The sequence below is a fragment of the Kitasatospora sp. NPDC101447 genome (genome assembly GCF_044767225.1).
Lineage (GTDB): Bacteria > Actinomycetota > Actinomycetes > Streptomycetales > Streptomycetaceae > Kitasatospora.
Genome location: NZ_JBIWNL010000023.1, coordinates 117,087 through 142,400 on the forward strand (window position 1 = coordinate 117,087; position 25,314 = coordinate 142,400).

Below are 25,314 nucleotides of genomic sequence, written 5' to 3' on the forward strand. Positions count from 1 at the left end.
GTTCACTCTCAGCCCATGTGGGGGTAGCCGTGGTGGGTCGGCGGCACGAAGGACTCCTTGATCGACCGGGCCGAGGTCCACCGCAGGAGGTTCTGGGCGGCCCCCGCCTTGTCGTTGGTGCCCGAGGCCCGGCCCCCGCCGAAGGGCTGCTGGCCGACCACGGCGCCGGTGGGTTTGTCGTTGATGTAGAAGTTCCCGGCGGTGAAGCGCAGCTCCTCCACGGCCTGGGCGATGGCGTAACGATCCTGCGCGATCACCGAGCCGGTCAGGCCGTACGGGGCGGCATCGTCGATCCGCCGGAACACGTCGTCCCAGCGGGAGTCCTCGTAGACGTGGACGGCGAGGATCGGGCCGAAGTACTCGGTCCGGAAGATCTCGCCGCGGTGGTCGGAGGAGACCAGCACGGTGGGCCGGACGAACCAGCCGATCGCGTCGTCGTACTGGCCGCCCGCCGCCAGCTCGACCGTCGGGTCCGCCTTGGCGCGGTCGATGGCGTCCCGGCTCTTCTCGAAGGCGCGCCGGTCAATCAGGGCGCCCATGAAGTTGGACAGGTCGGTCACGTCGCCCACGGCGAGCGCGTCCACCTCGGCCAGGAGGTCGTCCTTGATCTTCTGCCAGAGGCTGCGCGGCAGGTACGCGCGGGAGAGCGCGGAGCACTTCTGGCCCTGGTACTCGAAGGCGCCGCGGATCAGCGCGGTCCTGAGGATGTCCGGGTCGGCCGAACGGTGCGCGAGCAGGAAGTCCTTGCCGCCGGTCTCCCCGACGATCCGCGGGTACGTGCGGTAGCCGCCGATGTTGGCGCCGACGGTCTGCCACAGGTGCCGGAAGGTGGCGGTGGAGCCGGTGAAGTGCAGCCCGGCGAGCGCCGGGTCGGCCAGCGCGACCGGGGAGACCTGCAGGCCGTCGCCGGTCACCAGGTTGATCACCCCGGGCGGCAGGCCGGCCGCCTCCAGCAGCCGCATCAGGTGGTACGCGGCCAGGGTCTGGGTCGGCGCGGGCTTCCAGACCACGGTGTTGCCCATCAGCGCGGGGGCGGTGGGCAGGTTGCCCGCGATCGCGGTGAAGTTGAACGGCGTGATCGCGTAGACGAAGCCCTCCAGCGGGCGGTGGTCGGTGCGGTTCCAGACGCCGGGCGAGGAGATCGGCTGGTCGGCCAGGATCTGCCGGGCGAAGTGGACGTTGAAGCGCCAGAAGTCGATCAGCTCGCAGGCGGAGTCGATCTCTGCCTGCTGAACGGTCTTGGACTGGCCGAGCATGGTGGCCGCGTTCAGCGTCTCCCGCCAGGGACCGGAGAGCAGGTCGGCGGCGCGCAGGAACACCGCGGCACGGTCGTCGAAGGAGAGCGAGCGCCACTGCCGCCCGGCGGCCAGCGCCGCGTCCACCGCCGCCCGGGCGTCCTCCCGGGTGGCGTTGCCGAGCACGCCCAGCTTGGCCGCGTGGTGGTGCGGCTGGACCACCTCGATCCGCTCGCCGCCGCCGAACCGCTGCTCGCCGCCGATGGTCATCGGCAGCGGGACCTGTTCGGCCGCCAGCTCGTCCAGCCGCCGGACCAGCCGGTCCCGCTCCGGGCTGCCGGGCGCGTACGCGTGCACCGGCTCGTTGACCGGGGTCGGCACCTCGGTGACTGCGTCGATGGGCATGGCGGCTCCGTCCTGCTGGCTGATCGGCTGTCGGTCCAGCCTGACCAGCGACGGCCCGATCCGCCCGCTCAGACACGCGGACGGCGGACGTGGCGCCCGCCACTGCGGCCCCGGCCGGGCGCGCTCAGCCGGTGATCCGGCCCGCCAGCTCGACCGCCTCGGCGAGGGTGTCCACCACCGGGACGCCGACCGGCTCCAGCTTCTCCCTGGTGTGCGAGCCGCCGGTGTACAGCACGGCGTGCGCGCCCACGCTCAGCGCCGCCAGGGCGTCGTCCGCGGCGTCGCCGATCAGCACCGTACGGGCCGGGTCCACCTGCTCGCCGAGCGCCGCCAGGTGCCGGACCAGGTGCTCCGCCTTCTGCCCGCCGGCCGGGCCGCTGCGGCCGTCGACCCGCAGGAAGTGGCCGGTCAGGCCGAAGGTGTCGACCAGCGGCACCAGCTGCTCGTGCACGTACAGCGACAGCAGCGACTGGCTGTGCCCGGCCGCCTCCCAGCCGGCCACCAGGTCGCGGGCGCCCTCGGTCAGCCCGCAGGACGGGCTCAGCTCGCGGTAGCGGTCGTGGAAGGCGTCGTCCAGCTTCAGCCACTCCTCCGTGGAGGGGTCCCGGCCGAGCAGCCGCCGGTAGAAGCGCGGGATCGGGATCTCGTACTGCTCGCGGTACTCCTGCAGGCTCATCGGCCCGACGCCGATGGTGGCGAAAGCGGCATTGCTCGCCCCGAGCACCGCTTCCATGTCGTGGAAGAGAGTGCCGTTCCAGTCCCAAACGATGTGAGTGCGCACGGGGGACAACGGTAACGCCGGGCACCGGCACGCCGGTAGGGCGGAGCTCACGCACCCGCCCCGGGGCACCCCTCCCGTACTCGCCGTGCACCCGCCTCAGGCGAGCAGTGCGGGGATCTCCTGGGTCGCGAACCAGAGCAGGTCGTGGTCCTCGGCGCCGTCCACGGTGAACTGGGCGTCCTGGTCGCCCGCATCGGCCGCGGCGACCGCCGCCACCGCCGCGGCGACGTCCGTGACCACCTCGTCGTCGGACGGGTCCGCGTGCACCGCCGCCGCCTTGGCCAGCCGCACCGGACCGGCCAGCACCACCCGGCCCAGCGAGGCCTGGTCCTGGTACTCGTCACCGGGGAACGGCCCCACCGAGCCGTCGGCCACGTCCAGCGCCACCACGACCCGGCGGCGCGGGGCGGCCGGGTCGGCGGCCAGCAGCCGCAGCGAGGCCTGGGCGGCGCGGTTCAGCGCCGCGTACTCCAGCTCCTCGATGTCGTCGCTGACGTACCACTCGCGCAGCGCGGGCGTCACGGCGTACGCCGCGGACTGCTCCAGGGCGCCGCCCTCGTGCGCCGCCGCCAGGCCGGTCAGGGTGGTGGGCACGTACACGCGCATCGGTGGCACTCTCCGGTTCGGTCCAGCGGGCTTCGTCCAGCGGAACGGATTCTCCAGCGCCCCAAGAATAAGCTCCGCCGGGCTCCCGTGATCACCTCCGGTCCCGGGTCCGGCCGATCACCGCACGGCCCGCAACGCCTCCCGGCTGGTGCACAGGGCGCTCTCCAGGACGGCGCCGCGGCGGGCCGGGTCCATCATGTTCGGGCCCATCACCGCGAGGTCCGCCAGGGTCGGCGCGAGCAGCTGCACCCGGACGCCCTCGGCCCGCAGCAGCGCGGCCTCGCGCAGCAGCTGCCGGGTGACGGCGCGGCGGTAGCGGCTGACCAGCTGCGCCAGCACTCCGCGCGGACGGTCCCGGGCGCGCCATTCGCGCAGCGCGGCCAGGGTGTCGCGCCCGCGTGCGGCCGGCCCCGCCCCGTCGGCGCGCACGGCCCGTTCCACCCGCTCGGGCCGGGGATCCAGCCGCAGGGCCATCGGGGCCAGCACGTACACCTCGTCCAGCCCCCGGCCGAGCAGCAGGTCGGCGTTGGTGGCCGACCAGCAGCCGCCGTCCACGTAGGCCGAGCCGTCCAGGCGCACCGGAGCGAACCACCCGGGGATCGCGCAGGAGGCCATCACGGCGTCGGCGACCGCGACCGCCGGGGCGTCCGGGTCGCCGAAGACCACCCGGCGGCCGTTGCGGTAGTCCACGGCGGCGACCCGCAGGGGCGAGCCGGCGGCGTCACCGGCGCCCACGGCCCGGGGGTCCACGTCCGCGGCGCACGTGTCCGGAGCGGCCGCGCCCGGCCAGCCGCCCGGTCCGAGCAGGCCGCGCACCAGCTCGCCGACCGGCGCCAGCGAGCCGCGGCCGTGCGGCGCCATCGCCGAGACCATGGTCAGCAGGGGGTACTCGCGCGGGTGCCGGACGGCGTCGCGCAGCAGGTCGGGCGAGCCGATGCCGGCCCGGGGGCGGGGCGGTGTCGCACCGCCGACCGCCGTTTCGTAGTCGAAGGCGATCCCGGCCAGCGGGCCGTCCTCGATCGGCAGGCCGCGCTGGTGGTCGCGCAGCTGCTCGGGACGGACACCGCCGGACAGCATCGCCGCGAGGATCGCGCCCGCCGAGGTGCCGAGCAGGACGTCGGCGTCGCCCGGCTGCCGACCGGTGGCCTCCTCGACGGCGCACAGCGCGCCGACCGTCCAGGCCGCTCCGAGCATCCCGCCGCCGCCCAGGACCAGGCCGCGACGGGGTGCGCCCCCGGCGCGCGCGGCGGTGTCCGCGCCCGCCGGGGTCGGCACCACTACTGCCCGTGTCGTCATTCCGGCCGCCCGTCGTCGTGGGGAGGCGGCTGCCCCGCTCCCCTCGGTTCCCGGTCAGGCTCCGATGGTGCGCGCCGGGCAGGGACGGCGCAATGCGACAGCCCGGCGCCGCCACCCGGTCCGCCCAGTCGGAGCGTCCCCTTTTGGGCCGTACGGCTCGCCGCCGCACGTCAACCAGGCGCCACGGGGCCACCGCGCCGACCCGTCGCCGCACTGGCCGGTTCACCCGGATAGGTGAACTCGCAGACCGGCTCCGGCCGCCCGGGAAAGGCGTTGCGGCCCCGCGCGGCACGCCGCCAGCCTGAGACCCGTCCGTACTCGCACCACCCAGTCGAGGAGCCCCCGTGACCGCCCGTCCCCACGCCCGCCCCGAGGCCCGTCCCGACGCCCGCCGCGCCGCCCACCCGCACCACCGCCCGCGCACCGCCGACGGCGGCGCCTGCGACCCGGCCGGGCGCCGTCCCCGGCACCCGCGCGCCGCCTGCACCGGCACTCCCGGGCACGACCCCCGGGCGCTGGCCTCCCGGTTCGCCCACCAGCTGGTCGAGGTGCTGACCGGCGTCCGGCCCTCCGGCCAGCTGATGCGGCACACCAGCCTGGACGGCTACGGGCAGCTCGCCTCGCTGGTCCGGACGGGCGCGCTGCGCCGCGGCGGGGCCGCCGACCGGCCGAGGCTCGGCCCGGTGCACGACCGCTCGCCCTCGCCCGACGCCGTCGAGGCCTGCGTCCGGGTCGACCTCGGCCGGCGGCACCACATGGTGGCCTTCCGGCTGGAGCAGCGCGGCCCGGCCGGGCAGTGGCAGTGCACCGCCGTGGAGGCCCGGTGACCGCGCACGGCCCGGGGACGGCGCAGGGCGCCGCCCCCGTCCGGGAGCGGCGCCCTGCGTGGCGTCCTGCGGCCTGCTCAGGCCTTGCGGCGACGGCCCTTGGCCGACTTGGCGGCCTTGCGGCGCTCGGCGCGGGTCATCCCGTCGCCCTCGTCCTCCGGCGCGAGGTCCTCGAAGTCGCCCTCGACCACGCCGCCGCCGATCTCGTCCGAGGGGGCGGTGTAGTGCAGCCGCTGCGGCTTCGGGGCCTCCAGGCCCTTGGCCTTGATCTCCGGGCGGGCGGCGTCCTTCTCCAGCTTGTCGAGCACCACCTGGGCGTCCTCGACCGGGACCTCCTCGACCTGCTGCTCGACCTGGACCTCCAGGTTGAACAGGTAGCCGACGGACTCCTCCTTGATGCCCTCCATCATCGCGGTGAACATGTCGAAGCCCTCGCGCTGGTACTCGACCAGCGGGTCGCGCTGCGCCATGGCCCGCAGGCCGATGCCCTCCTGGAGGTAGTCCATCTCGTAGAGGTGCTCGCGCCAGCGGCGGTCCAGCACCGACAGCACGACCCGGCGCTCCAGCTCGCGCATGATCTCCGCGCCGAGCTGGTCCTCGCGGGCGCCGTACTGCCCCTGGATGTCCTCCTGGACGACCTTGACCAGGAACTCCGGGGTCAGGCCGGCCGTGCCGCCGGCCTCCTCCTCCAGGTCCGCCAGGTCCAGGGTGACCGGGTAGAGCTGCTTGAGCGCGGACCAGAGCTTGTCCAGGTCCCAGTCGTCCTCGAAGCCCTCGCCGGTGGCCGCCTTGACGTAGGCCTCGACGGTGTCGTCCATGAAGTGGCCGACCTGCTCCTGCAGGTCCTCGCCCTCCAGCACGCGGCGGCGCTCGCCGTAGATGACCTCGCGCTGGCGGTTGAGCACCTCGTCGTACTTGAGGACGTTCTTGCGGATCTCGAAGTTCTGCTGCTCGACCTGGGTCTGCGCGGACGCGATCGCGCGGGTGACCATCTTGGACTCGATCGGCACGTCCTCGGGCACGTTGGCCATCGAGAGCACGCGCTCGACCATGCCGGCCTTGAACAGGCGCATCAGGTCGTCGCCCAGCGACAGGTAGAAGCGGGACTCGCCCGGGTCGCCCTGACGGCCGGAGCGGCCGCGCAGCTGGTTGTCGATCCGGCGGGACTCGTGCCGCTCGGTGCCGAGGACGTAGAGGCCGCCGGCCTCCTTGACCTCGTCCTGCTCGGCCTTGACCGAGGCCTTGGCCTTCTCCAGCGCGGCCGGGAAGGCGGCCTCGTACTCGTCCGGGGTGTCCGTCGGGGTGAGCCCGCGCTGCGCCAGCTCGGCGGCGGCCAGGTGGTCGGCGTTGCCGCCCAGCATGATGTCGGTGCCGCGGCCGGCCATGTTGGTGGCGACGGTGACGGCGCCCTTGCGGCCGGCCTGCGCGACGATCTGCGCCTCGCGCTCGTGGTGCTTGGCGTTCAGCACCTCGTGCGGGATGCCGCGCTTGCGCAGCTCCTGCGACAGGTACTCGGACTTCTCGACCGACACGGTGCCGACCAGCACCGGCTGGCCCTTCTCGTGCTTCTCGGCGATGTCCTCGACCACGGCGGCGAACTTGGCCGGCTCCGACTTGTAGATCAGGTCGGGCTGGTCGATGCGCAGCGGCGTCTTGTTGGTCGGGATCGGCACCACGCCGAGCTTGTAGATCTGGTGGAACTCGGCGGCCTCGGTGGTGCCGGTACCGGTCATGCCCGCGAGCTTGTCGTACAGGCGGAAGAAGTTCTGCAGGGTGATGGTGGCCAGGGTCTGGTTCTCGTTCTGGACCTCCACCCCCTCCTTGGCCTCGATCGCCTGGTGCATGCCCTCGTTGTAGCGGCGGCCGGCCAGGATGCGGCCGGTGTGCTCGTCGACGATCATGACTTCGCCGTTCATGACGACGTAGTCCTTGTCCGCCTTGTAGAGCTCCTTCGCCTTGATGGCGTTGTTCAGGAAGCCGACCAGCGGGGTGTTCACCGACTCGTAGAGGTTGTCGATGCCGAGGTAGTCCTCGACCCGGCTGACGCCCTCCTCCAGGATGCCGACGGTGCGCTTCTTCTCGTCGACCTCGTAGTCGCGGTCGATCTTCAGGCGCTGCACCAGCTTGGCGAAGTCGGCGTACCACTTGGTCGCCTGGTCGGCCGGGCCGGAGATGATCAGCGGGGTGCGGGCCTCGTCGATGAGGATCGAGTCGACCTCGTCGACGACCGCGAAGTTGTGGCCGCGCTGGACGAGTTCGTCCTTCGACCAGGCCATGTTGTCGCGCAGGTAGTCGAAGCCGAACTCGTTGTTCGTGCCGTACGTGATGTCCATGCCGTACTGGCGCTTGCGCTCGGCGGGCGTCATGTTGCCCAGGATCACGCCGACTTCGAGGCCGAGGAAGCGGTGCACCCGGCCCATCCACTCCGAGTCGCGCTCGGCGAGGTAGTCGTTGACGGTGATCAGGTGGACGCCCTTGCCGGTCAGCGCGTTCAGGTACGCGGGCAGGGTGCCGACGAGGGTCTTGCCCTCACCGGTGCGCATCTCGGCGACGTACCCGAAGTGCAGGGCCGCGCCACCCATGAGCTGGACGTCGTAGTGCCGCTGTCCGAGCACGCGCTTGGCGGCCTCCCGGACGGTGGCGAACGCCTCGGGGAGGATGTCGTCCAGGCTCTCGCCGTCGGCGAGGCGCTGCTTGTACTCGTCGGTCAGCGCGCGCAGCTCGGCGTCGGTGAGGTTGACGAAGTCCTCTTCGATGGAGTTGACCTGGGCAGCAATCCGCTGCAGCTTGCGAAGGATCTTGCCTTCGCCTGCGCGCAGGATCTTGTCGAAGACGGACACTTGAGCGGGCTCCTTGCCTGTATTGGCACTGGACGACTGCACGGCGGGTCCACCCCACCGCACGGGCCATCGTATGCGAGGAGTCCAATGCCCCGGGAGGTGCGTCAGCACGGTATTCCCGTGTCACCCGCGCGAGCACATGGCCCGATAGCACCGTCCACCGGGACAAATCGGTCGACGGGCCGAGGAGTTGGCCACAAAAGCGGATGCCCGCTATTCCGTTCCGGAGAAATAATCCGTTCATGGAAGAGCCCCGAAGCGAACCGGCCACCCTCACCACCGAGCGCCTCGTGCTGCGCGCCCCGGGGGAATCGGACATCGACGCCGTCTTCGCCGCCTGCCAGGACGCGGAGATCCAGCGCTGGACGGTCGTCCCCTCCCCGTACCGGCGCGAGGACGCGGAGTTCTTCGTGCGCGATCTCGCCGTCGACGGCTGGCGCACCGGCGCGAACCGGATCTGGTGCGTCTTCGAGCGCGGGTCCGGCGCCCTGGTCGGCTCGCAGGGCCTCGTCCTGCGCGAGAACGACCCGGGCTGCGCCGAGATCGGCTGGTGGGCCACGAAGGAGTTCCGCGGCCGCGGCTACACGGTCGAGGCCGCCCGCGCGGTCTCCCGCTTCGGCCTGCGCGAGCTCGGCCTGCGCCGCCTGGAGTGGATGGCCTACGTCGGCAACGACGGCTCCCGCGCGGTCGCCGAGCGGGTCGGCTACCGCTTCGAGGGCACGATGCGCTCCTACGCCGAGCAGCGCGGCGTCTTCCACGACGCCTGGGTCGCCTCGCTGCTGGCCTCCGACCTGGACTGAGGCGGTCCCGGGGCCGCCCCCGGCGCCCGGGACGGCTGTCAGTGCCCGGGGCTACGCTCGCCGGCATGACCGCCGCAGCCCCGCACAGCGCCCCCGTCACCGTCCTGAGCGCCGACGACGCCCGCCGGATCGCCCTGCGGGCCCAGGGCCTGCTCGGCGCGCCCGACCGCCGGGCCGGGGTGCGCGGGGTGCTGCGGCACCTGGGCGCCGTCCAGCTGGACACCATCTCGGTGCTCGCCCGCTCGCACGAGCTGGTGCCGTACGCCCGCCTCGGCGCGGTCGGCCGCCCGGCGGTCGAGGCGGCGTACTGGGGCGGCGGCACGAGCTTCGAGTACTGGTCGCACGCGGCCTGCGTCCTGCCGGTCGAGGAGTGGCCGCTGTTCGCCTTCCGGCGCCGCCGCTACCGCGACCGCGGCCACCTCTGGGGCCACCAGGTCACGCCCGAGGCCTACCGGCTGGTACTCGACCGGCTGCGCGCCGAGGGGCCGCTGACCTCCACCGAGCTGGGCGGCGCCAAGAAGACCGCCGAGTGGTGGGACTGGTCCGACACCAAGATCGCGGTCGAGCGGGCGCTGGCCTTCGGCGACGTGGTCTGCACCGAACGACGGAGCTGGAAGCGGGTCTACGCGCTGGCCGAACAGGCCATCCCGGACGCGCTGTTCGGGCAGGAGCGGTCGGACGAGGAGTGCGTGCGCACCCTGGTCGCCCAGGCCGGCGCCGCGCTCGGCGTGGCCACCCGGGCCGATCTGCTGGACTACCACCGGCTGCGCGCCGAGGAGTTGGACCCGGTGCTCGCCGACTGCGGGCTCGTCCCGGTCGAGGTGGCCGGATGGGGCCCGGACGGCACCCCGGCCCCGGCCTGGGCCGACCCGGCCGCCCTGGCCACCACCCCGCGCGGACGCCACCGCACCACGCTGCTCTCACCGTTCGACTCGCTGATCTGGGACCGCGTCCGCACCGAGCGGATCTTCGGAATGTCGCACCGGCTGGAGGCCTACACCCCCAAGCACAAGCGGGTGCACGGCTACTTCGCGATGCCGCTGCTGGCCGGCGGCCGCCTGGTCGGCCGGGTCGACCCGGCCCGCGAGGGCCGCACCCTGATCGCCCGACAGGTCTCGCTGACCGACGGCCGGGGCCGCGGCGCCCGGCACCTCGAACCGCTGGCGACGGCCCTGCGCGAGGCGGCGGCCTGGGTCGGCTGCGACACGGTACGGGTCGAGGCGCTGCACGACGAGGGGCTGCGCCCGGCCCTGGAGAAGCTGCTCGCGGACGGGTGAGCCCGGCCGCGCGGGAGCGGCCGGCCGGGCGGGTGTGCCCGGCCGGCCCGGCTCACCCTATTTCGAGGATCTTCTCCCGCATCGCGTACACCACGGCCTCCATCCTGGAGTGCAGTTGGAGCTTCTCCAGGATGTTGCGCACGTGGTTCTTCACGGTGTTCTCGCTGATGAACAGCTCCTTGGCGATCTCCCGGTTGTTCATCCCGGTCGCCACCAGCTTGAGCACCTCCAACTCCCGGTCGGTGAGCCGGGGTGCGGGCACCAGGTCCCGGTCGTCGGAGCGGCGCTGGATCATCGACTTGAACTCGGTGAGCAGCTTGGAGGCCATCGAGGGGCTGATCTGCGACTGCCCGTCGGCGACCGCGCGGATCGCGGTGGCGACCTCGTCGGTGGAGATCTCCTTCAGCAGGTAGCCGGTGGCGCCCGCCTTGATCGCCTCGTAGAGGTCGGCCTCCTCGTCGCTTATCGTCAACATGATGATCTTGGTGCTGGGCGCCACGTCCTTGATCGCCGTGCAGGCCTCGATCCCGCTGCGGCGCGGCATCCGGACGTCCATCAGGATGATGTCGGGCAGCAGGTCGGCGGCCTTCAGCACGGCCTCGGCACCGTCCCCCGCCTCGCCGACGACCTTGATGTCCGGCTCCTCCGCCAGGACGATCTCCAGCCCCCGCCGGAACAGCGCGTGGTCGTCCACCACCAGCACACGGATCGGCTCACCCCGGTGCGGCGCGTACGCGGGCTCCTCCTCCGGCCCCAACGGCAGCCCGGGCCCAGCCGCGGGCCCCAGCCCGAAGTGATCCCCCATCCGCTCCTCCCCCTTCGCGGGTCGTCGTGCGCCAATCATTCCACGCCCGGGCCCCGTCACGGTCACCCTCCGGTGCCAATTCCCTCGCATCGGGTGACCCCTGCCCCGAGACCCGACCGCGGTCGAACCATCCGGCCCCCGAACGCCGGTGACCCCGGCGGCCGCGGCCACCGGGGTCACCCCTCCATCGCTGCTCGGACGGTCAGTCCTCGTCGTCGGCCCCGCCGATCGCGCCGCCCGCGCCACTGCCCGGCCCGGCCTGCAGGTCCGTCTGCAGGTGGATGACACCGTAGTTGTAGCCGTGCCGGCGGTAGACGACGCTGGGCAGGCCGCTGTCCTTCTCCACGAAGAGGTAGAAGTCGTGGCCGACCAGCTCCATCTCGTAGAGCGCCTGGTCCAGCGCCATGGGGGCGGCCGGGTGCGTCTTCTCCCGGACCACCAGCGGGCCTTCGCCCTCCACCTCCAGGGATCCCATCATGGTCTTGCGGACGGCGCCGTTCGTGCCGCCCTCCAGCGACGGCTCCGGCAGCGCGGCCAGGGCCGCGGTCGCCTCGGCGACGCTGATGGGGGTGCGGCCGTTCGCGCCGCCCTTGTGCACCCGGCGCCGGTCTGCGGACTTGCGCAGCTGCGCGTCGAGCTTCGCCGAAGCCAGGTCGAGCGCCGCGTACGGGTCACCGGCGGCGGCTTCGGCCCGGATCACCGGCCCACGGGTACGGAGGGTGATCTCCACCCGCTCCGACCGGTCGGCCTGCCGCGGGTTGTGCTCCTTGGACACCTCGACGTCGAGGCTGATCACCTTGCCGTCGAACTTCTGGACCTTCTCCAGCTTCTCGGCCACGTGCTCGCGGAACCTCTTGGGCACCTCGGTCTTGCGGCCCTTGACGACGATGTCCACGCAGAACTCCGATCCCTCGTGCTGACGCCGATCCGGGTGCTACCGGATCGGGCTGAGACCCAGCTGGACCAGCCCATCCACTGCCGGCCCCCCGCCCCCCGCCAGCGGCGGGAAACGACTGGCCCTCACCTCACTTCCTCCCCACCAGGGACGGTTGAAACCCCCCTGGTGCCTTATCGAACACCTCGCGCGGGGTTTTCGCCTCCCCGGGCGGGAAGGGGGGTATGACCCGATACTGCGATCGGGCGGTCAAGCTGTTGCACCCTGTCTACCCTCCCCAGGGTGAAGTATGGGTAAATACCTGGACAACGACCCCCATACGGCGCATCCTTTGCTCACTCCCCGTGCCTGTCGCCGCCAGGAGCAGCCGTGCCGCCGCATCCCCCCACCATCCGTCCACCGTCCGCACACGGACCGTTCGGCCACGCACTGGCCGGGCTGCTGGACGTCCTGCTCCCCGCGAACTGCGCCGGCTGCGGCAGCGAACGCACCCAGCTCTGCCCGGCCTGCCGACGGGTCCTCGCCACCGCGCGGCCCGGCCCGACCCTGCTGCCCTGGGCGCACGCCGCCGCGCCGTACGCCGACCCGGTCCGGCAGTTGCTGCTCGCGCACAAGGAGCGGGGCGCCCTGCGGCTGGCCGGTCCGCTCGGCGAGGCCCTCGGCCGGGCGGTGCGCTCCGCGCTGGGGCCGCGGGCCGGTGCCGCCCCGCTGCTCCTGGTGCCGATGCCCTCGACCCGCGCGGCCGTCCGCGCCCGCGGACACGACCCGACGCTGCGGCTGGCCGGGGCCGCCGCCCGCTCGCTGCGCCGGGCCGGCCTGGACGCCCGGGCCGCGTCGATGCTGCGTCACGCCCGACCGGTCGCCGACCAGACCGGGCTGAACGCCGCTGAGCGCCGCCGCAACCTGCACGGCGCGCTCACCGTGCTGCCGCGCGCGCGGTCGGGACTGGCGGGGCGTCACCCCGTCCTGGTGGACGACCTGGTGACCACCGGGGCCAGCCTCGCCGAGGCCGCCCGGGCGCTGGCCGACGCCGGCCTGCCCGCCCGGGCCGCCGCCACGGTCGCCGCGACCGAGGTGCACCCGGCGGGGTGACGGGTGGCCGAGCGGCGCCCGCGGGGGCGTCAGCCCGTACGGACGCTGCGTCGAACCGGCCCGGACGGCGTGTCGGCCCGCGCGGACCCGCCGTCAGCCCGCGTCCGGATTCGCCGTCAGCCCGCGTAGAAGAAGGACCGCGGCTTGTCGATCAGCGGGGCCTCCCGCCACTGGTTGTTGACGAGGCGGTAGGCCTTGAGCTCGCTCGGCTTGCCGTCCGGCTGCTTGACCTCCGCCATCGCGAGCACCGGCGGCGCCTGGGTCAGGCGGTCGCCCCGGGACTCCGAGGCCGCGACGGTCATCATGCTCTCGGCGCTCTGCAGCTGGGTGTCCGTGCTCTGCGACCCGTCGGTGCTGATGAAGTAGAGCTGCTGGGTCCGGTCGGCCTCCTTGCCCAGCACCAGCAGCTGGTCGGTCTCCGCCCAGGACACCGAGGCGACGTCGGTGAGCGTGGGGGCCGCCCGGCGCAGCCCGGTGATCTTCACCGTCGGTGCCTGCGGGGTGCCGCCGTGCACCACCAGGCCGAACATCAGCGAGCGGATGGCCACGCCCGGGGTCTTGACCACCAGGGCCACCCGGACGCCGTCCGAGGAGATCTTCAGCGACTGCACGGTCTGCCCGGTCAGGCCCTCGACCGGAACGGTGTACGACTTGTTGCCGCGCACCATCACCACCCGCTGCCCCTGCTGGTTGCGGTCCACCACCCACAGGTCGCTGCGGCCGTCCCAGCTGGGCGAGGCGAAGCCGTCCTCCTTGTCGCCGGACTTCGCCTGCGAGGTGAGCACCGGATCGCCCAGGCCCACCGCGGCGTCCGTCAGCGGCACCGAGTAGACCTGGTGGCCGTCCTCGCTGATCGCGGCGGCCTGGGAGCCGCTCCGGCTGACCGCGATGGCGCCCAGCCCCGGCTTGGTGTTCGACTGCGGTCGGCCGAGGATCCCGTGGACCGGGTCCCCGGGGCGGCCCTCGTCGGTCGCCACCAGGGCGCCGTCGGCACGCTGGTAGTACTGCGTCGTGGGCGTCGGCCCGGCCAGGGCGCCCGGGCCGGTGGCCGGCACGTCGGTGCGGCTGGCGGTGCAGGAGCCGCGCTGCCCCTTCAGTTCCAGCCGCTCCACCTGGCCCTTGCCCTGGTCGGCGAGGGTGTAGAAGAGCTGGGTCGCCATCCGCCGGCACGCCATCGGCTCGCTGACGTCCGCCTCGCCGAGCTGCACGTGGGCGACCCGGCTGTCATCGATGGTCACCCGGTCGACCCTGGCGCCGTTCGGGAAGGCCGTCCGGACCACCGGCGAGAGCCAGGTCGAGGGCCCGTCGGCCAGCGCCTGGGCGGCCGTGGTCAGCGGATCTATTCGGCGCCGCAGGTAGATCGGGTCGGCGACCAGCACCTCCTGGCCGGCGTTGCCGGAGGCCACCGCGGACGGGTCCGGCGCGGTGTAGAAGAACCGCTCGACCTGCCGGAAGCTGTTCCGGAAGTTGGTCTCGTTCATGATCACGCCGGGCGGCAGCTTGTCGATCCGCCACTCGCCGTCCTTCTCCCGGACGAAGGTGAAGTCGGAGGAGACGTTGTTGTTCTGCCCGGCCACCTGCAGGTACGAGCGCTTCTCGTCGACGCTGGCGACCAGCTGCCCGCTCACCGTCACCGTGGCCTGGGCGTCGGTGTCGACGACGTCCTGGCCACCGGGGATGGTCGTGGACGAGAGCACCCGGATCCCGGCCTCCGGCTTCCAGGCCGCGGCGGCGCTCTCGGTGAGGTACTTGCGCGCGGTCTCGTACCCCTCGTCGGCGGTCACCGCGTCCAGGAACCCGGTCAGCAGCTCGCGCGGCTTGGCGCCCTTGCCCGGCGCCACCGGGTAGACCCTGGCCTGCAGGTTCTTGTCCGCCGAGCCCTGGGACAGCTCCACCTTGGTGATGCCGCCGGAGTCGGGCATGGCCGCGCAGCCGCTCGCCGTCAGGGCGAGCAGCGCGCCGGCCACCGCGAGGAGCCGCGGCTCAGTCCTGTTGCTCGTCCCTCGCACGCTGCGACCCCTCCACGTCCGTCCCACCCGTCATGTCCGGCTCCGCCGTCCGCTGTGCCACCGACGGCCGTCCGGGCGTCGGGTCCACCATGACCTGGGCGCCGGTCGCCCCGTAACCCGCCCCCGCCGTCCGCACGTCCGAGGGGTCCGAGCGCGGGCCCTCGGGCATCCGGCTCCGACCGAGGCCGGGGCCGATGTTCAGCACCCCGCCGAGCCCGCTGCCGAAGCCGAAGCCGGCTCCGCCGCCGTCCGGCGCCTCCGTGGGCTCCTCGGCGACGGCCATCGCCGTCGAGCCGACCGGGCTGATCGCCCGACGGTACGGCATGCCGTACGTGCCCAGGCCCCGGTTGTTGCGGGAGTCCTCCGGTTCGAGGCGGAACGGCGCCCGGGAGATCTCGCCGCCGCGGGTGCGCGGCAGGGTGAGCCGGAAGTGCGACCCGCCGCCGGGCTCGCCCCAGGCCTGGAGCCAGCCGCCGTGCAGGTGGGCGTCCTCGACCGCGATGGACAGGCCGAGGCCGGTGCCGCCGGTGGTCCGCACCCGGGACGGGTCGGCCCGCCAGAAGCGGTGGAACACCCGGGACGCCTCGCCCGGCTTGAGGCCGATGCCGTAGTCGCGCACGCCGACCGCGACCGCGCCGTCCGCCGAGCCCAGCCGGACCACCACGTCGCGGCCCTCGCCGTGCTCCAGCGCGTTGACCACCAGGTTGCGCAGGATGCGCTCGATCCGGCGGGAGTCCACCTCGGCCAGCACCGGCTCGCCGTCGCCGCGGATCACCACCGCGCTGCCCTTGGCCTCGGCCAGCGGCTCGGCGGCCTCCACCACCCGGCCGACGATCTCCCGCAGGTCGACCGGCTCGGCGTCCAGGATGGCGGCGCCGGCGTCGAAGCGGCTGATCTCCAGCAGGTCGGCGAGCAGCGACTCGAAGCGGTCCAGCTGGCCCTGCAGCAGCTCCGCGGAGCGGGCCGCCATCGGGTCGAGGTCCTCGCGGCTGTCGTAGATGAGGTCCGCGGCCATCCGCACCGTGGTCAGCGGGGTGCGCAGCTCGTGCGAGACGTCCGAGACGAACCGCCGCTGCACCCGGGACAGCTCCTCCAGCTGGCGGATCTGTGCCTGCAGCGCGTTGGCCATCCGGTTGAACGACTCCCCGAGGCGGGCGATGTCGTCCGTCCCGGTCACCTTCATCCGCTCTTCCAGGTGCCCGTCGGCGAGCCGCTCGGAGATCCCGGCGGCCATCCGGACCGGGGTGACCACCTGGCGCACCACGACCCAGGCGATGCCGCCCATGAGGATCACCACGAACACGCCGGCGGTCGCCAGGGTGCCCGTGACCAGGTTGAGGGTGTCGGTCTCCTGGCCGAAGGAGAACACGTAGAACATCTGGTAGCTGTTCCCGGCCGGACCGACGAACTGCATGCCGAGGGCCAGCCCGGGCTCGGACTTCACGCTGCTCTCGGGCGCGCGGTGGATCCGGGTCGGCTGGTCGAACATCTGGCCGGGCTCGGACATGAGCTTGGCCCGCAGGGTGTCCGGGATGCTGCTGGGCTGGATGTCGCCCGAGTAGCGGGGCGCGAAGCCCCCGGTGTCCGGGACGACGGCGCCGGTGCCGGGCGCCATCGCGATCACCGAGTAGACGGTCTGCCCGCTCCCGGCCAGGTCGTTGACCTGCCGCAGCAGCCAGGTGCCGGTCTCGTCGACGGTCGGGTCGGCGGTGCCCCGCAGCTTCTGGTCCCTGGCCTCGTCGATCTTCTTCTGCTCGACCTGGAAGCCGATCCTCGCCTGCGCCCGCGCGGCGTCCATCTTGGTGTCGAGCAGGCCGGTGCGCACCTGCGCCACCACGACCACACCCAGCACCAGGACCACCGCGATGGAGGCCAGCAGGGACACCGCGACCACACGCAGCTGGATCGACCGCCGGTACAGCGCGGTCACCCGGTGGGTGGGACGGCGCAGCTGGCGCTTCACCAGTCCGACCAGGCCGGAGGGGCCGCGTCGGCGGCGGGTGGTCGAACTCAGCACGTCCCCGCGCACGGCCCCGGCCCCGTCGGTCGCGGTACCCGACGGGGTCTCGTCAGCCCGGTCCGTCACGTCAGCTGGGTCCGGCCTTGTAGCCGACGCCGCGGACGGTCACCACGATCTCGGGGCGCTCCGGGTCCTTCTCGATCTTGGAGCGGAGGCGCTGCACGTGGACGTTGACCAGGCGGGTGTCCGCCGCGTGGCGGTAGCCCCAGACCTGCTCCAGCAGCACCTCGCGGGTGAACACCTGCCAGGGCTTGCGGGCCAGCGCGACCAGCAGGTCGAACTCCAGCGGGGTCAGCGGGATGCCCCGCCCGTCCCGCTTCACGGAGTGACCGGCCACGTCGATCACCAGGTCGCCGATGGTCAGCTGCTCGGGCGTCGGCTCCTCGGCGCGGCGCAACCGGGCGCGCACCCGGGCCACCAGCTCCTTGGGCTTGAACGGCTTGGTGACGTAGTCGTCGGCACCCGACTCCAGGCCCACCACGACGTCGACCGTGTCGGTCTTCGCGGTCAGCATGACGATCGGGATGCCGGACTCGGCCCGGATCTGCCGACACACGTCGATGCCGTCCCGGCCGGGCAGCATCAGGTCGAGCAGGACCAGGTCTGGCTTGGTCTCCCGGAACGCGGCTAGTGCCTTGTCCCCGTCGGCGACGAAAAACGGCTCAAAACCCTCACCACGCAGCACGATGCCGAGCATCTCGGCCAGTGCGGAGTCGTCATCAACGACGAGGACGCGTCCCTTCATGCGTCCATCTTCTCATTACCGGATTGTGACCTGCCGCACAGCAGTGCCATTGCTCCAGAACGGCCAACTCCGACTGCCGGTGAATTCCGGCCATACCGGGCGAATGACCCCCGGTGGAGCACCGCCGAACCGTCCGCGGCGCGCCGCCCGCGCCACCTCGGCGCCCCGTTGCCGATCAGCAACCGGATCCCCATGGGGCCTGCTCCGACCCCATGGCACGATTGGCGCTGCGCGCGGGTGGAAGATCCATCCGCAGTCGCGCCCACGACGCCCCTCCGAGGAGCAGTGATGACCGACACTCCGGGCTGGGCCTCGCCCGGCTCGTCCGAGCCACCCCGCGACGGCGTCCGGCCCCCGGTCGACGCGCCCGCCGCCGTGCCCGGGCCGTCGGCACCACCGCAGGCCACCCCCGGCTGGAACGCCCACCCGGGCGAGCAGGCCCGCCCTCAGTGGGGACAGCAGCCCCCCGGCAGCCGGCAGCCGTACGGCTGGGGCGCGCCGCAGAGCCCCAAGCCCGGCGTCATCCCGCTGCGCCCCCTCGGCATGGGCGAACTGCTCGACGGCGCCGTCAGCACCGTCCGCCGGCAGTGGCGGACGGTACTCGCCCTCTCGCTCGGCATGGCGGTGATCGCCCAGGGCGGCACCGTCGTGGTCGACCTCCTGGTCAAGGGCAAGACCGGCACCGCCACCCAGGCCCTGCGACTGGTGGCCGCCCTGCCGCTGCAGCTGCTGCTCGACGTGCTCGCCGCCGCGCTGCTCACCATCGTCGTCAGCCGCGCCGTGCTCGGCCGCTCCGTGACCGCCGGCGAGGCCTGGCGCGACGCCCGGCCGCGCCTCCTGCAGCTGCTCGGGCTCACCCTGCTCACCGCCCTGATGGGCCCCGGTGTGGCCCTGCTCGGCTTCGCCCCCATGTTCGGCTACAGCGCCGGAGGCGCCGACGAGCCCGCGACCACCGCGCTGCTGTCCCTGGTCGGCCTGCTGGCCCTGCCGGTGGCCGCCTGGCTGTGGATCCGCTACAGCCTCGCCGCCCCCGCACTGATGCTGGAGAAGCAGGGCGTGGCCGCCGCGCTGTCGCGCTCGCGGCGCCTGGTCCGCGGCTCCTGGTGGCGGATCCTCGGCATCACGCTGGTCAGCAAGGTGCTGTCGATCGTCGTCGCGGTCGTCATCGCCGTCCCGTTCCGCTTCCTCGGCGTACTGCTGGGCCTCGACAGTTTCGCCGGCCAGGGCCTGACCGCTGCCGCCCATGAGGGCGCCGGGATGGTCGCCCTCATGGCGGTCGCCGGGATCATCGCCGGCACCCTCACCACCCCCTTCATGGCCGCCGTCGGCGTCCTGCTCTACGTCGACCAGCGGATCCGCCGCGAGGCCCTGGACATCGAGCTCGCCCGCGCCGCCGGCCTGCCCGAGTACGGCGGCACCGGCTGGGGCGGACAGGCCGACCAGACCCCGGCGGGGCGCTGAACCGGATGCCTACCTGGGGGGACAGGCTCCTCGCCGCGGGCGGCACCCCGGTCACCGTTCCGCGCGACCCCGCGCGCGACGCCGCCCGGGACGAACTGCTCGACGCCGAGTACCACAAGCACGACCCGTCGGTCCTGCAACGGGCGATGGACTGGTTCTGGGACCACATCTCCGGCGCGCTCAGCGGCATCTCCGGCGACGGCACCGACGGCACCACCGGCCTGGTGCTCTTCCTGATCGTCGCGGTGCTGATCGGCGCCGCACTGTGGTGGCGCCTCGGCGCGCCCCGCCGCGCCGCCCGCACCCTCGGGGACGTGTACGGCGTCGAGGGCCCGCGCAGCGCCGCGCAGTACCGGGCGGACGCCGCCGGACACGCCGCCGCCGGGCGCTGGACCGAGGCCGTCCGCGAGCAGATGCGCGCCCTGGTGCGCGCCCTGGAGGAGCGGACCCTGCTCGACTCCCGCCCCGGCCGCACCGCCGACGAGGCCGCCGCCGAGGCCGGCCGGGCGCTGCCCGAACACGCCGCCGCCCTGTCCGCGGCCGCCCGGACCTTCGACGACATCGCGTACGGCGAGCGCACCGCCGACCAGGCCGCGTACCGGCTGCTGCACGAGCTGGACCGGACGCTGGAGCGCTCCCGTCCCGTCCTCGCACCGGGCCCGCCGGCCGTCCCGGCCCCCGTGCCGACCCAGGCCCCGGGAGGAACGGCATGACCGCCACCACCCCCGCGCCGCCGGTGGCCGGGACGCCCCCCGGCGCCGCCCCGACCAGCCTCGCCCCCACCGGGCGCGGCCTGTGGCGCCGCGCCCGCTGGTACCTGGCCTTTCTCGGGGCCCTGCTGATCGGCGCCCTCCTCGTGACCTCCCTCGGCCGGGACCACCTCTACCCGCCGCTCGACCCGCGCTCGTACGACGCCGACGGCGCCCACGCCGTCGTCGCGCTCCTCGAACGCCAGGGGCTCACGGCCGAGTTCACCACCGACCCGACCGGCAACCCGGCCGGCCCGGACACCCTCGTGCTGCCCGAGCCCGACCTGCTCTCCGCCGACCAGCTGCGCGCCGTCGCGGCCGCCCGGCACCGGCGGCTGGTCCTGATCGCCCCGGGCCCGGCCGCCCTCACCGCGCTCGCACCCGGCATCCGGCTGTCCGAGGAGGACGGCGGCCTGCCGTACGCCTCCGTCCGCAGCACCGACGCGGACTGCTCGCTCATCGAGGCCGCCCGGGCCGGCAGCGCCCACCTCGGCGGCATGCTCTACACCAGCGGCAGCCGCGGCGAGGGCTGCTACCCGCGCGGCCACGGCTACCCCCTGGTCGGCACCCGGAACGACGACGGCGGCGACGTCGTCGTGCTCGGCAGCGGCGCCTTCCTGCAGAACGGAAAGCTCGCCGCAGACGGCGACGCCGCCCTCGCGCTCGGCCTGCTCGGCTCGCAGCCCCGCCTGACCTGGCACCTGCCGGACTACTCGGCCCCGCTCGCCGAGGGCAACGGCTTCAAGAGCTTCGAGGACTACATCCCGAGCGGCTGGCACTGGGCCTACTACCAGCTCGTCGTCGCCGCCGGGCTCGCCGCCCTGTGGCGCGGCCGACGGCTCGGGCCGGTGGTCAGCGAGGACCTGCCCGTGGTGGTCCGCGCCTCCGAGACCACCGAGGGCCGGGCCCGCCTCTACCGGCGCGCCAAGGCCCACGGCCACGCCGCCGAGGCCCTGCGCCGCGCCGCCGCCCACCGCCTCGCCCCGGCCCTGGGCGTCCCGCTCCGGGCCGGCGCGCCCGACCCCGAAGCACTCTGCGCGGCCGTGGCCGACCGGCTCCCCGACCGGCCCGCCGGGGACGTCCGGGCCCTGCTGTACGGCCCGCCCCCGACCGACGACGCCGCACTGCTGCGGCTCGCCGACGACCTCGACACCCTCGAAAGGCAGGTACGGAACCCGTGACCGACCAGGCAACCGCCCAGCTCCGCACCGTTCCCGGCACGGCGACCGCCACCCCCGGCAGCACCGACCCGCGGGCCGCGCTGACCGCCCTGCGCGCCGAGATCGGCAAGGCCGTGGTCGGCCAGGACGCCGCCGTCACCGGGCTGGTGGTCGCGCTCCTCTGCGGCGGCCACGTGCTGCTGGAGGGCGTCCCCGGCGTCGCCAAGACCCTGCTGATCCGCACCCTCTCCACCGCGCTCAACCTGGAGACCAAGCGCATCCAGTTCACCCCCGACCTGATGCCCGGCGACGTCACCGGTTCGCTCGTCTACGACGCCCGCACCGCCGAGTTCTCCTTCCAGCCCGGCCCGGTCTTCACCAACCTGCTGCTCGCCGACGAGATCAACCGCACCCCGCCGAAGACCCAGGCCGCCCTGCTGGAGGCCATGGAGGAGCGCCAGGTCACGGTCGACGGCGAACCGCGTGCGCTGCCCGTCCCGTTCCTGGTCGCCGCGACCCAGAACCCGGTCGAGTACGAGGGCACCTACCCGCTGCCCGAGGCCCAGCTGGACCGCTTCCTGCTCAAGCTGGTCCTGCCGCTGCCCGACCGCGACCAGGAGTTCCAGGTCCTCGCCCGGCACGCCGCCGGCTTCGACCCCCGCGACCTCGCCGCCGCCGGCGTCCGTCCGGTCGCCGGCCCCGAGCACCTCGCCGCCGCCCGCGCGCAGATCGCCAAGCTGACCGTGTCCCCCGAGGTCCTCGCCTACATCGTCGACCTCTGCCGGGCCACCCGGCAGTCCCCGTCGCTGTCCATCGGCGTCTCCCCGCGCGGCGCCACCGCCCTGCTCGCCGCCTCGCGGGCCTGGGCCTGGCTGGCCGGCCGCGACTACGTCACCCCGGACGACGTCAAGGCGCTCGCCCTGCCCACCCTGCGGCACCGGGTCGCGCTGCGCGCCGAGGCCGAGATGGAGGGCGTCACCGCGGACTCCGTCATCCAGGCGGTCCTCGCCCAGACGCCCGCACCGCGCTGACCGGACCGGTCCACCCGCCCCTCCCGATCCCGCCCGATCCGCCCGATCCATCGCCCGCGCCCCGTCGCCCGTCGTCCCGTCGCGGGCCCCGGGGCGACGGGTCTCCGAAGGAGCGCACCGCATGGCCCTCACCGGGCGAACCGCCCTGCTCGCCGCGCTCGGCGCGCTCGTCGTGGGCCTGCTGCTGCCGTCGACGTCCGGGATCTGGCTGGTCACCGGCGTGGTCCTGCTCGCCGCCGCGGTCGACCTGGTGCTCGCCGCCCCCGTCCGCGAGCTGCGGTTCGAGCGGGGCGGCGACACCACCGTCCGGCTCGGCGAGCCCGCGTCGGTCGAGTTGACCGTCACCAACCCCTCCGGGCGCCTCCTCCGCGCCCTGGTCCGGGACGCCTGGGCACCGTCGTCCTGGCGCCCCGGCACCGCCGAGACCGCCTCCCGGCACACCCTCACCGTCCCGGGCGGCGAACGGCGCCGGACCGTCACCGTGCTCGGCCCGACCCGCCGCGGCGACCACCACGCCCACCGGGTGACGGTCCGCTCGTTCGGCCCGCTCGGCCTCGCCGCCCGCCAGGGCTCCCACCTGGTCCCCTGGACGGTCCGCGCGCTCCCCCCGTTCGCCAGCCGCAAGCACCTGCCCTCCCGGCTCGCCCGCCTGCGCGAACTCGACGGCCGCACCTCGGTGCTGACCCGCGGCCAGGGCACCGAGTTCGACTCCCTGCGCGAGTACCTGCCCGGCGACGACGTCCGCTCCATCGACTGGCGCGCCAGCGCCCGCCGCAACACCGTCGCCGTCCGCACCTGGCGCCCCGAACGCGACCGCCACATCCTCGTCGTCCTCGACACCGGCCGCACCTCGGCCGGCCGCGTCGGCGACGCCCCGCGACTGGACGCCGCCCTCGACGCGGCCCTGCTGCTCACCGCGCTCGCCACCCGCGCCGGGGACCGCGTCGACCTGCTCGCCCACGACGCCGTCAAGCGCGCCACCGTGGCCGGTTGTTCGGCCCACGAGGTGCTGCCCGCCTTCACCAACGCCATGGCCGGCCTGGAGCCCGCACTGCACGAGACCGACATGCGCTCGCTGGTCTCCACGGCCCTCAAGATGGCGCCGCACCGCTCGCTGATCGTCCTGCTCACCGGCCTCGACGCGGCGCCGGTCGAGGACGGCCTGCGCCCACTGCTGCCGCTGCTCACCAAGCGCCACGAGGTCGTCCTGGCCTCCGTCGCCGACCCGCGGCTGGACGTCCTCGCCGCCGGCCGCGGCACCGTCGAAGCGGTCTACGGCGCGGCGGCCGCCGAGCAGACCCGCGCCGACCGCCGCACCACCGCCGACCGCCTCACCCGGCACGGCGTCACCGTCCTCGACGCCCCGCCCGCGCGGATCGCACCGGCCCTGGCCGACACCTACCTGGCGCTGAAGGCGGCCGGCCGCCTCTGACCCGCCCCGGCAGGCGCCTCAGCGTGGCCCACGGGCGTTCAACCCCGCATTGAGCCGGGCCGCCTGACGCGTCAGGTAGTCGCGCTCGGCGAGGTTGGACGCCTTGTGCGCCGCCTCGACGTACAGCCGTGCCGCCGTCCCCTGATCACCGTCGCGCTCGTGGAGGTACGCCGCCACCGCGGTGTGGCGGGGCAGCGAGTCGTCGAGCTCCGCGAGCGCCGCCAGCCCGGCCCGCGGACCGTCCGCCTCGCCGACCGCCACCGCACGGTTGAGCCGGGCCACCGGACTGTCCGTCAGGCGCACCAGCTCGTCGTACCACTCGACGATCTGCACCCAGTCCGTCTCCCCGGCCGTGGGCGCGTCGGCGTGCAGCGCGGCCACGGCGGCCTGGGCCTGGAACTCGCCCAGCCGGTCGCGCCCGAGGGCCCCCTGCAGGATCCGGACACCCTCGGCGATCAACCCGGTGTCCCACCTGCTCCGGTCCTGCTCGGCCAGCGGCACCAGGCTGCCGTCGGGCGCGGTCCGGCCGGCCCGCCGGGCGTGGTGCAGCAGCATCAGGGCCAGCAGTCCCGCCACCTCGGGGTGGTCGATCGCGGCCGCGAGCTGCCGGGTGAGCCGGATGGCCTCGGCAGCGAGGTCGACGTCCCCGGAGTAGCCCTCGTTGAACACCAGGTACAGGACCCGCAGCACGGTGGAGAGGTCACCGGGCTGGTCGAACCGCACGCCGGAGACGGTGCGCTTGGCCCGGCTGATGCGCTGGGCCATGGTCGCCTCGGGCACCAGGTAGGCCTGAGCGATCTGGCGGGTGGTCAGACCGCCCACGGCCCGCAGGGTGAGCGCCACCGCCGAGGACGGCGTCAACGACGGGTGGGCGCACAGGAAGTAGAGCCGGAGCGTGTCGTCCACCTCGGTCGCCGGCCCCGGCTCCGGCTCCTGGTCGACCAGGTCCTCACGCCGGCGTCGAGCGGTGTCCGACCGCGCCGCGTCGAGGAACTTGCGCCAGGCCACGGTGACCAGCCAGCCCTTGGCATCACGGGGCTGATCATCCGGCCAGACGCGGACCGCCTCGACCAGCGCTTCCTGCACGGCGTCCTCGGCCGCCGCGAAGTCGGCTCCGCGGCGGACGAGGATCCCGAGCACGCTCGGTGTGAGGCTCCGGAGCAGGGCCTCGTTCATCGGGAGGGTCACTCCGTGATGGTCGGCGGCTCGGCCAGGAACGGACGCAGCTCCAGCCACTCGTGGATCGGCTCGCCACCGGCCCCCGGCGCCGCCGACAGCTCACCGGCCAGTTCGACGGCACGCTCGTAACTGTCGACGTCGATCACCATCCAGCCGGCGATGAGGTCCTTGGTCTCCGCGAACGGACCGTCGGTGACCGGCGGCCGGCCCTCACCGTCGTACCGCACCCACGTCCCCTCGGGGGCGAGCGCCTGGCCGTCGACGAACTCGCCGGTCTTCTCCAGACGGGCCGCGAAGTCCTGCATGTACCGGATGTGCGCGGAGATCTCCTCCGGCGTCCACTGGTCCATCGGCACGCAGTTCACCGCGTCCGGGGCGCCTCGGTAGTGCTTGAGCAGCAGGTACTTGGCCATCGTGCTTCTCCCTCAATGCTGGTGCCACCCATTGTGGGCCGCTCTCACCCCAGGGACGGAGCAGACCACGGGTTCTCGACATCGCCGACCAAGATTTTTTCGAGAAGCTTCCGTCCCGGCCCCGCACAGGCCCGGAAACGCGAAGAACCCCCATCCGGAATCCGGATGGGGGTTCTTCAGCAATGATTGTTCGGCGGCGTCCTACTCTCCCACAGGGTCCCCCCTGCAGTACCATCGGCGCTGTGAGGCTTAGCTT

Annotated in this window: 21 protein-coding genes; 9 read left to right on the plus strand and 12 right to left on the minus strand. The window is 73.8% G+C overall.

Features of this window, described 5'->3' with window-relative positions; genetic code table 11:
* Positions 1 to 8: 8 nt before the first annotated feature.
* The 4 genes from pruA to ACIRST_RS28025 form a co-directional block, all read right to left on the minus strand.
* Positions 9 to 1,634, minus strand: a complete 1,626-nt coding sequence (gene pruA, locus ACIRST_RS28010; RefSeq protein WP_402805233.1) for an L-glutamate gamma-semialdehyde dehydrogenase — start codon at positions 1,632 to 1,634, stop codon at positions 9 to 11.
* A 130-nt stretch (positions 1,635 to 1,764) separates the two neighbouring features.
* Complete coding sequence (locus tag ACIRST_RS28015) at positions 1,765 to 2,421, minus strand: HAD family hydrolase (RefSeq protein ID WP_350521758.1); 657 nt, start codon at positions 2,419 to 2,421, stop codon at positions 1,765 to 1,767.
* Between the two features lie 96 nt (positions 2,422 to 2,517).
* Positions 2,518 to 3,027 (minus strand): DUF6912 family protein, encoded by a 510-nt coding sequence (locus ACIRST_RS28020; RefSeq protein WP_402805201.1) that lies wholly within the window; start codon positions 3,025 to 3,027, stop codon positions 2,518 to 2,520.
* A 117-nt stretch (positions 3,028 to 3,144) separates the two neighbouring features.
* Positions 3,145 to 4,323, minus strand: coding sequence for a patatin-like phospholipase family protein (locus tag ACIRST_RS28025; protein ID WP_402805204.1), 1,179 nt, complete (start codon positions 4,321 to 4,323; stop codon positions 3,145 to 3,147).
* 344 nt (positions 4,324 to 4,667) lie between these two features.
* On the opposite strand from ACIRST_RS28025, the gene ACIRST_RS28030 reads away from it, so the two are divergent.
* Positions 4,668 to 5,150 carry an Rv3235 family protein gene (locus ACIRST_RS28030; RefSeq protein WP_350521755.1) on the plus strand — a complete coding sequence of 161 codons (483 nt, stop codon included), beginning with the start codon at positions 4,668 to 4,670 and terminating at the stop codon, positions 5,148 to 5,150.
* 77 nt (positions 5,151 to 5,227) lie between these two features.
* On the opposite strand, the gene secA is transcribed toward ACIRST_RS28030, so the two are convergent.
* Positions 5,228 to 7,990, minus strand: coding sequence for a preprotein translocase subunit SecA (secA, locus tag ACIRST_RS28035; RefSeq protein WP_350521754.1), 2,763 nt, complete (start codon positions 7,988 to 7,990; stop codon positions 5,228 to 5,230).
* 242 nt (positions 7,991 to 8,232) lie between these two features.
* Here secA and ACIRST_RS28040 point away from each other — a divergent pair, with 242 nt between their 5' ends.
* Positions 8,233 to 8,790: a GNAT family N-acetyltransferase gene (locus tag ACIRST_RS28040; protein WP_396550509.1), complete on the plus strand. Its 558-nt coding sequence runs from the start codon at positions 8,233 to 8,235 to the stop codon at positions 8,788 to 8,790.
* Between the two features lie 65 nt (positions 8,791 to 8,855).
* Positions 8,856 to 10,067, plus strand: coding sequence for a winged helix-turn-helix domain-containing protein (locus tag ACIRST_RS28045; protein ID WP_402805208.1), 1,212 nt, complete (start codon positions 8,856 to 8,858; stop codon positions 10,065 to 10,067).
* Positions 10,068 to 10,119: 52 nt separating this feature from the next.
* Here ACIRST_RS28045 and ACIRST_RS28050 read toward each other — a convergent pair whose 3' ends face one another.
* On the minus strand, positions 10,120 to 10,872 hold the full coding sequence (locus ACIRST_RS28050; protein ID WP_350521751.1) for a response regulator transcription factor: 753 nt from the start codon (positions 10,870 to 10,872) through the stop codon (positions 10,120 to 10,122).
* A gap of 202 nt (positions 10,873 to 11,074) precedes the next feature.
* Positions 11,075 to 11,767, minus strand: a complete 693-nt coding sequence (gene hpf / locus ACIRST_RS28055) for a ribosome hibernation-promoting factor, HPF/YfiA family (protein ID WP_350521750.1) — start codon at positions 11,765 to 11,767, stop codon at positions 11,075 to 11,077.
* A gap of 369 nt (positions 11,768 to 12,136) precedes the next feature.
* Between hpf and ACIRST_RS28060 the strand changes: the two genes are divergently transcribed.
* Positions 12,137 to 12,859: a ComF family protein gene (locus ACIRST_RS28060; RefSeq protein ID WP_402805212.1), complete on the plus strand. Its 723-nt coding sequence runs from the start codon at positions 12,137 to 12,139 to the stop codon at positions 12,857 to 12,859.
* A gap of 116 nt (positions 12,860 to 12,975) precedes the next feature.
* Here the strand turns inward: ACIRST_RS28060 and ACIRST_RS28065 are convergent, their stop codons facing one another.
* The 3 genes from ACIRST_RS28065 to mtrA are packed head-to-tail and all read right to left on the minus strand — an operon-like array spanning position 12,976 to position 17,633.
* Positions 12,976 to 14,868, minus strand: a complete 1,893-nt coding sequence (locus tag ACIRST_RS28065) for an LpqB family beta-propeller domain-containing protein (RefSeq protein ID WP_396550503.1) — start codon at positions 14,866 to 14,868, stop codon at positions 12,976 to 12,978.
* Positions 14,843 to 16,954: an MtrAB system histidine kinase MtrB gene (gene mtrB / locus ACIRST_RS28070; RefSeq protein ID WP_402805214.1), complete on the minus strand. Its 2,112-nt coding sequence runs from the start codon at positions 16,952 to 16,954 to the stop codon at positions 14,843 to 14,845. Before mtrB ends, ACIRST_RS28065 begins: the two co-directional genes overlap by 26 nt.
* Before the next feature lies 1 nt (position 16,955).
* Complete coding sequence (gene mtrA, locus ACIRST_RS28075) at positions 16,956 to 17,633, minus strand: MtrAB system response regulator MtrA (RefSeq protein ID WP_030061806.1); 678 nt, start codon at positions 17,631 to 17,633, stop codon at positions 16,956 to 16,958.
* Positions 17,634 to 17,921: 288 nt separating this feature from the next.
* Between mtrA and ACIRST_RS28080 the strand changes: the two genes are divergently transcribed.
* The 5 genes from ACIRST_RS28080 to ACIRST_RS28100 all read left to right on the plus strand — a co-directional run bounded on the left by ACIRST_RS28080 (position 17,922) and on the right by ACIRST_RS28100 (position 23,466).
* Positions 17,922 to 19,094, plus strand: a complete 1,173-nt coding sequence (locus tag ACIRST_RS28080) for a glycerophosphoryl diester phosphodiesterase membrane domain-containing protein (protein WP_402805217.1) — start codon at positions 17,922 to 17,924, stop codon at positions 19,092 to 19,094.
* 5 nt (positions 19,095 to 19,099) lie between these two features.
* Complete coding sequence (locus ACIRST_RS28085; RefSeq protein ID WP_402805220.1) at positions 19,100 to 19,807, plus strand: DUF4129 domain-containing protein; 708 nt, start codon at positions 19,100 to 19,102, stop codon at positions 19,805 to 19,807.
* Entirely contained in the window at positions 19,804 to 21,024 is a 1,221-nt protein-coding gene (locus tag ACIRST_RS28090; RefSeq protein ID WP_402805223.1) for a DUF4350 domain-containing protein, read from the plus strand. Before ACIRST_RS28085 ends, ACIRST_RS28090 begins: the two co-directional genes overlap by 4 nt.
* Positions 21,021 to 22,034 carry an AAA family ATPase gene (locus ACIRST_RS28095; protein ID WP_402805224.1) on the plus strand — a complete coding sequence of 338 codons (1,014 nt, stop codon included), beginning with the start codon at positions 21,021 to 21,023 and terminating at the stop codon, positions 22,032 to 22,034. Before ACIRST_RS28090 ends, ACIRST_RS28095 begins: the two co-directional genes overlap by 4 nt.
* Before the next feature lie 121 nt (positions 22,035 to 22,155).
* Positions 22,156 to 23,466 (plus strand): DUF58 domain-containing protein, encoded by a 1,311-nt coding sequence (locus tag ACIRST_RS28100; RefSeq protein ID WP_350521744.1) that lies wholly within the window; start codon positions 22,156 to 22,158, stop codon positions 23,464 to 23,466.
* An 18-nt stretch (positions 23,467 to 23,484) separates the two neighbouring features.
* On the opposite strand, the gene ACIRST_RS28105 is transcribed toward ACIRST_RS28100, so the two are convergent.
* Both ACIRST_RS28105 and ACIRST_RS28110 read right to left on the minus strand, forming a co-directional pair.
* Positions 23,485 to 24,642, minus strand: a complete 1,158-nt coding sequence (locus tag ACIRST_RS28105; RefSeq protein ID WP_402805235.1) for an RNA polymerase sigma factor — start codon at positions 24,640 to 24,642, stop codon at positions 23,485 to 23,487.
* A gap of 8 nt (positions 24,643 to 24,650) precedes the next feature.
* Entirely contained in the window at positions 24,651 to 25,058 is a 408-nt protein-coding gene (locus tag ACIRST_RS28110; protein WP_350521743.1) for a YciI family protein, read from the minus strand.
* Positions 25,059 to 25,314: the final 256 nt, after the last annotated feature.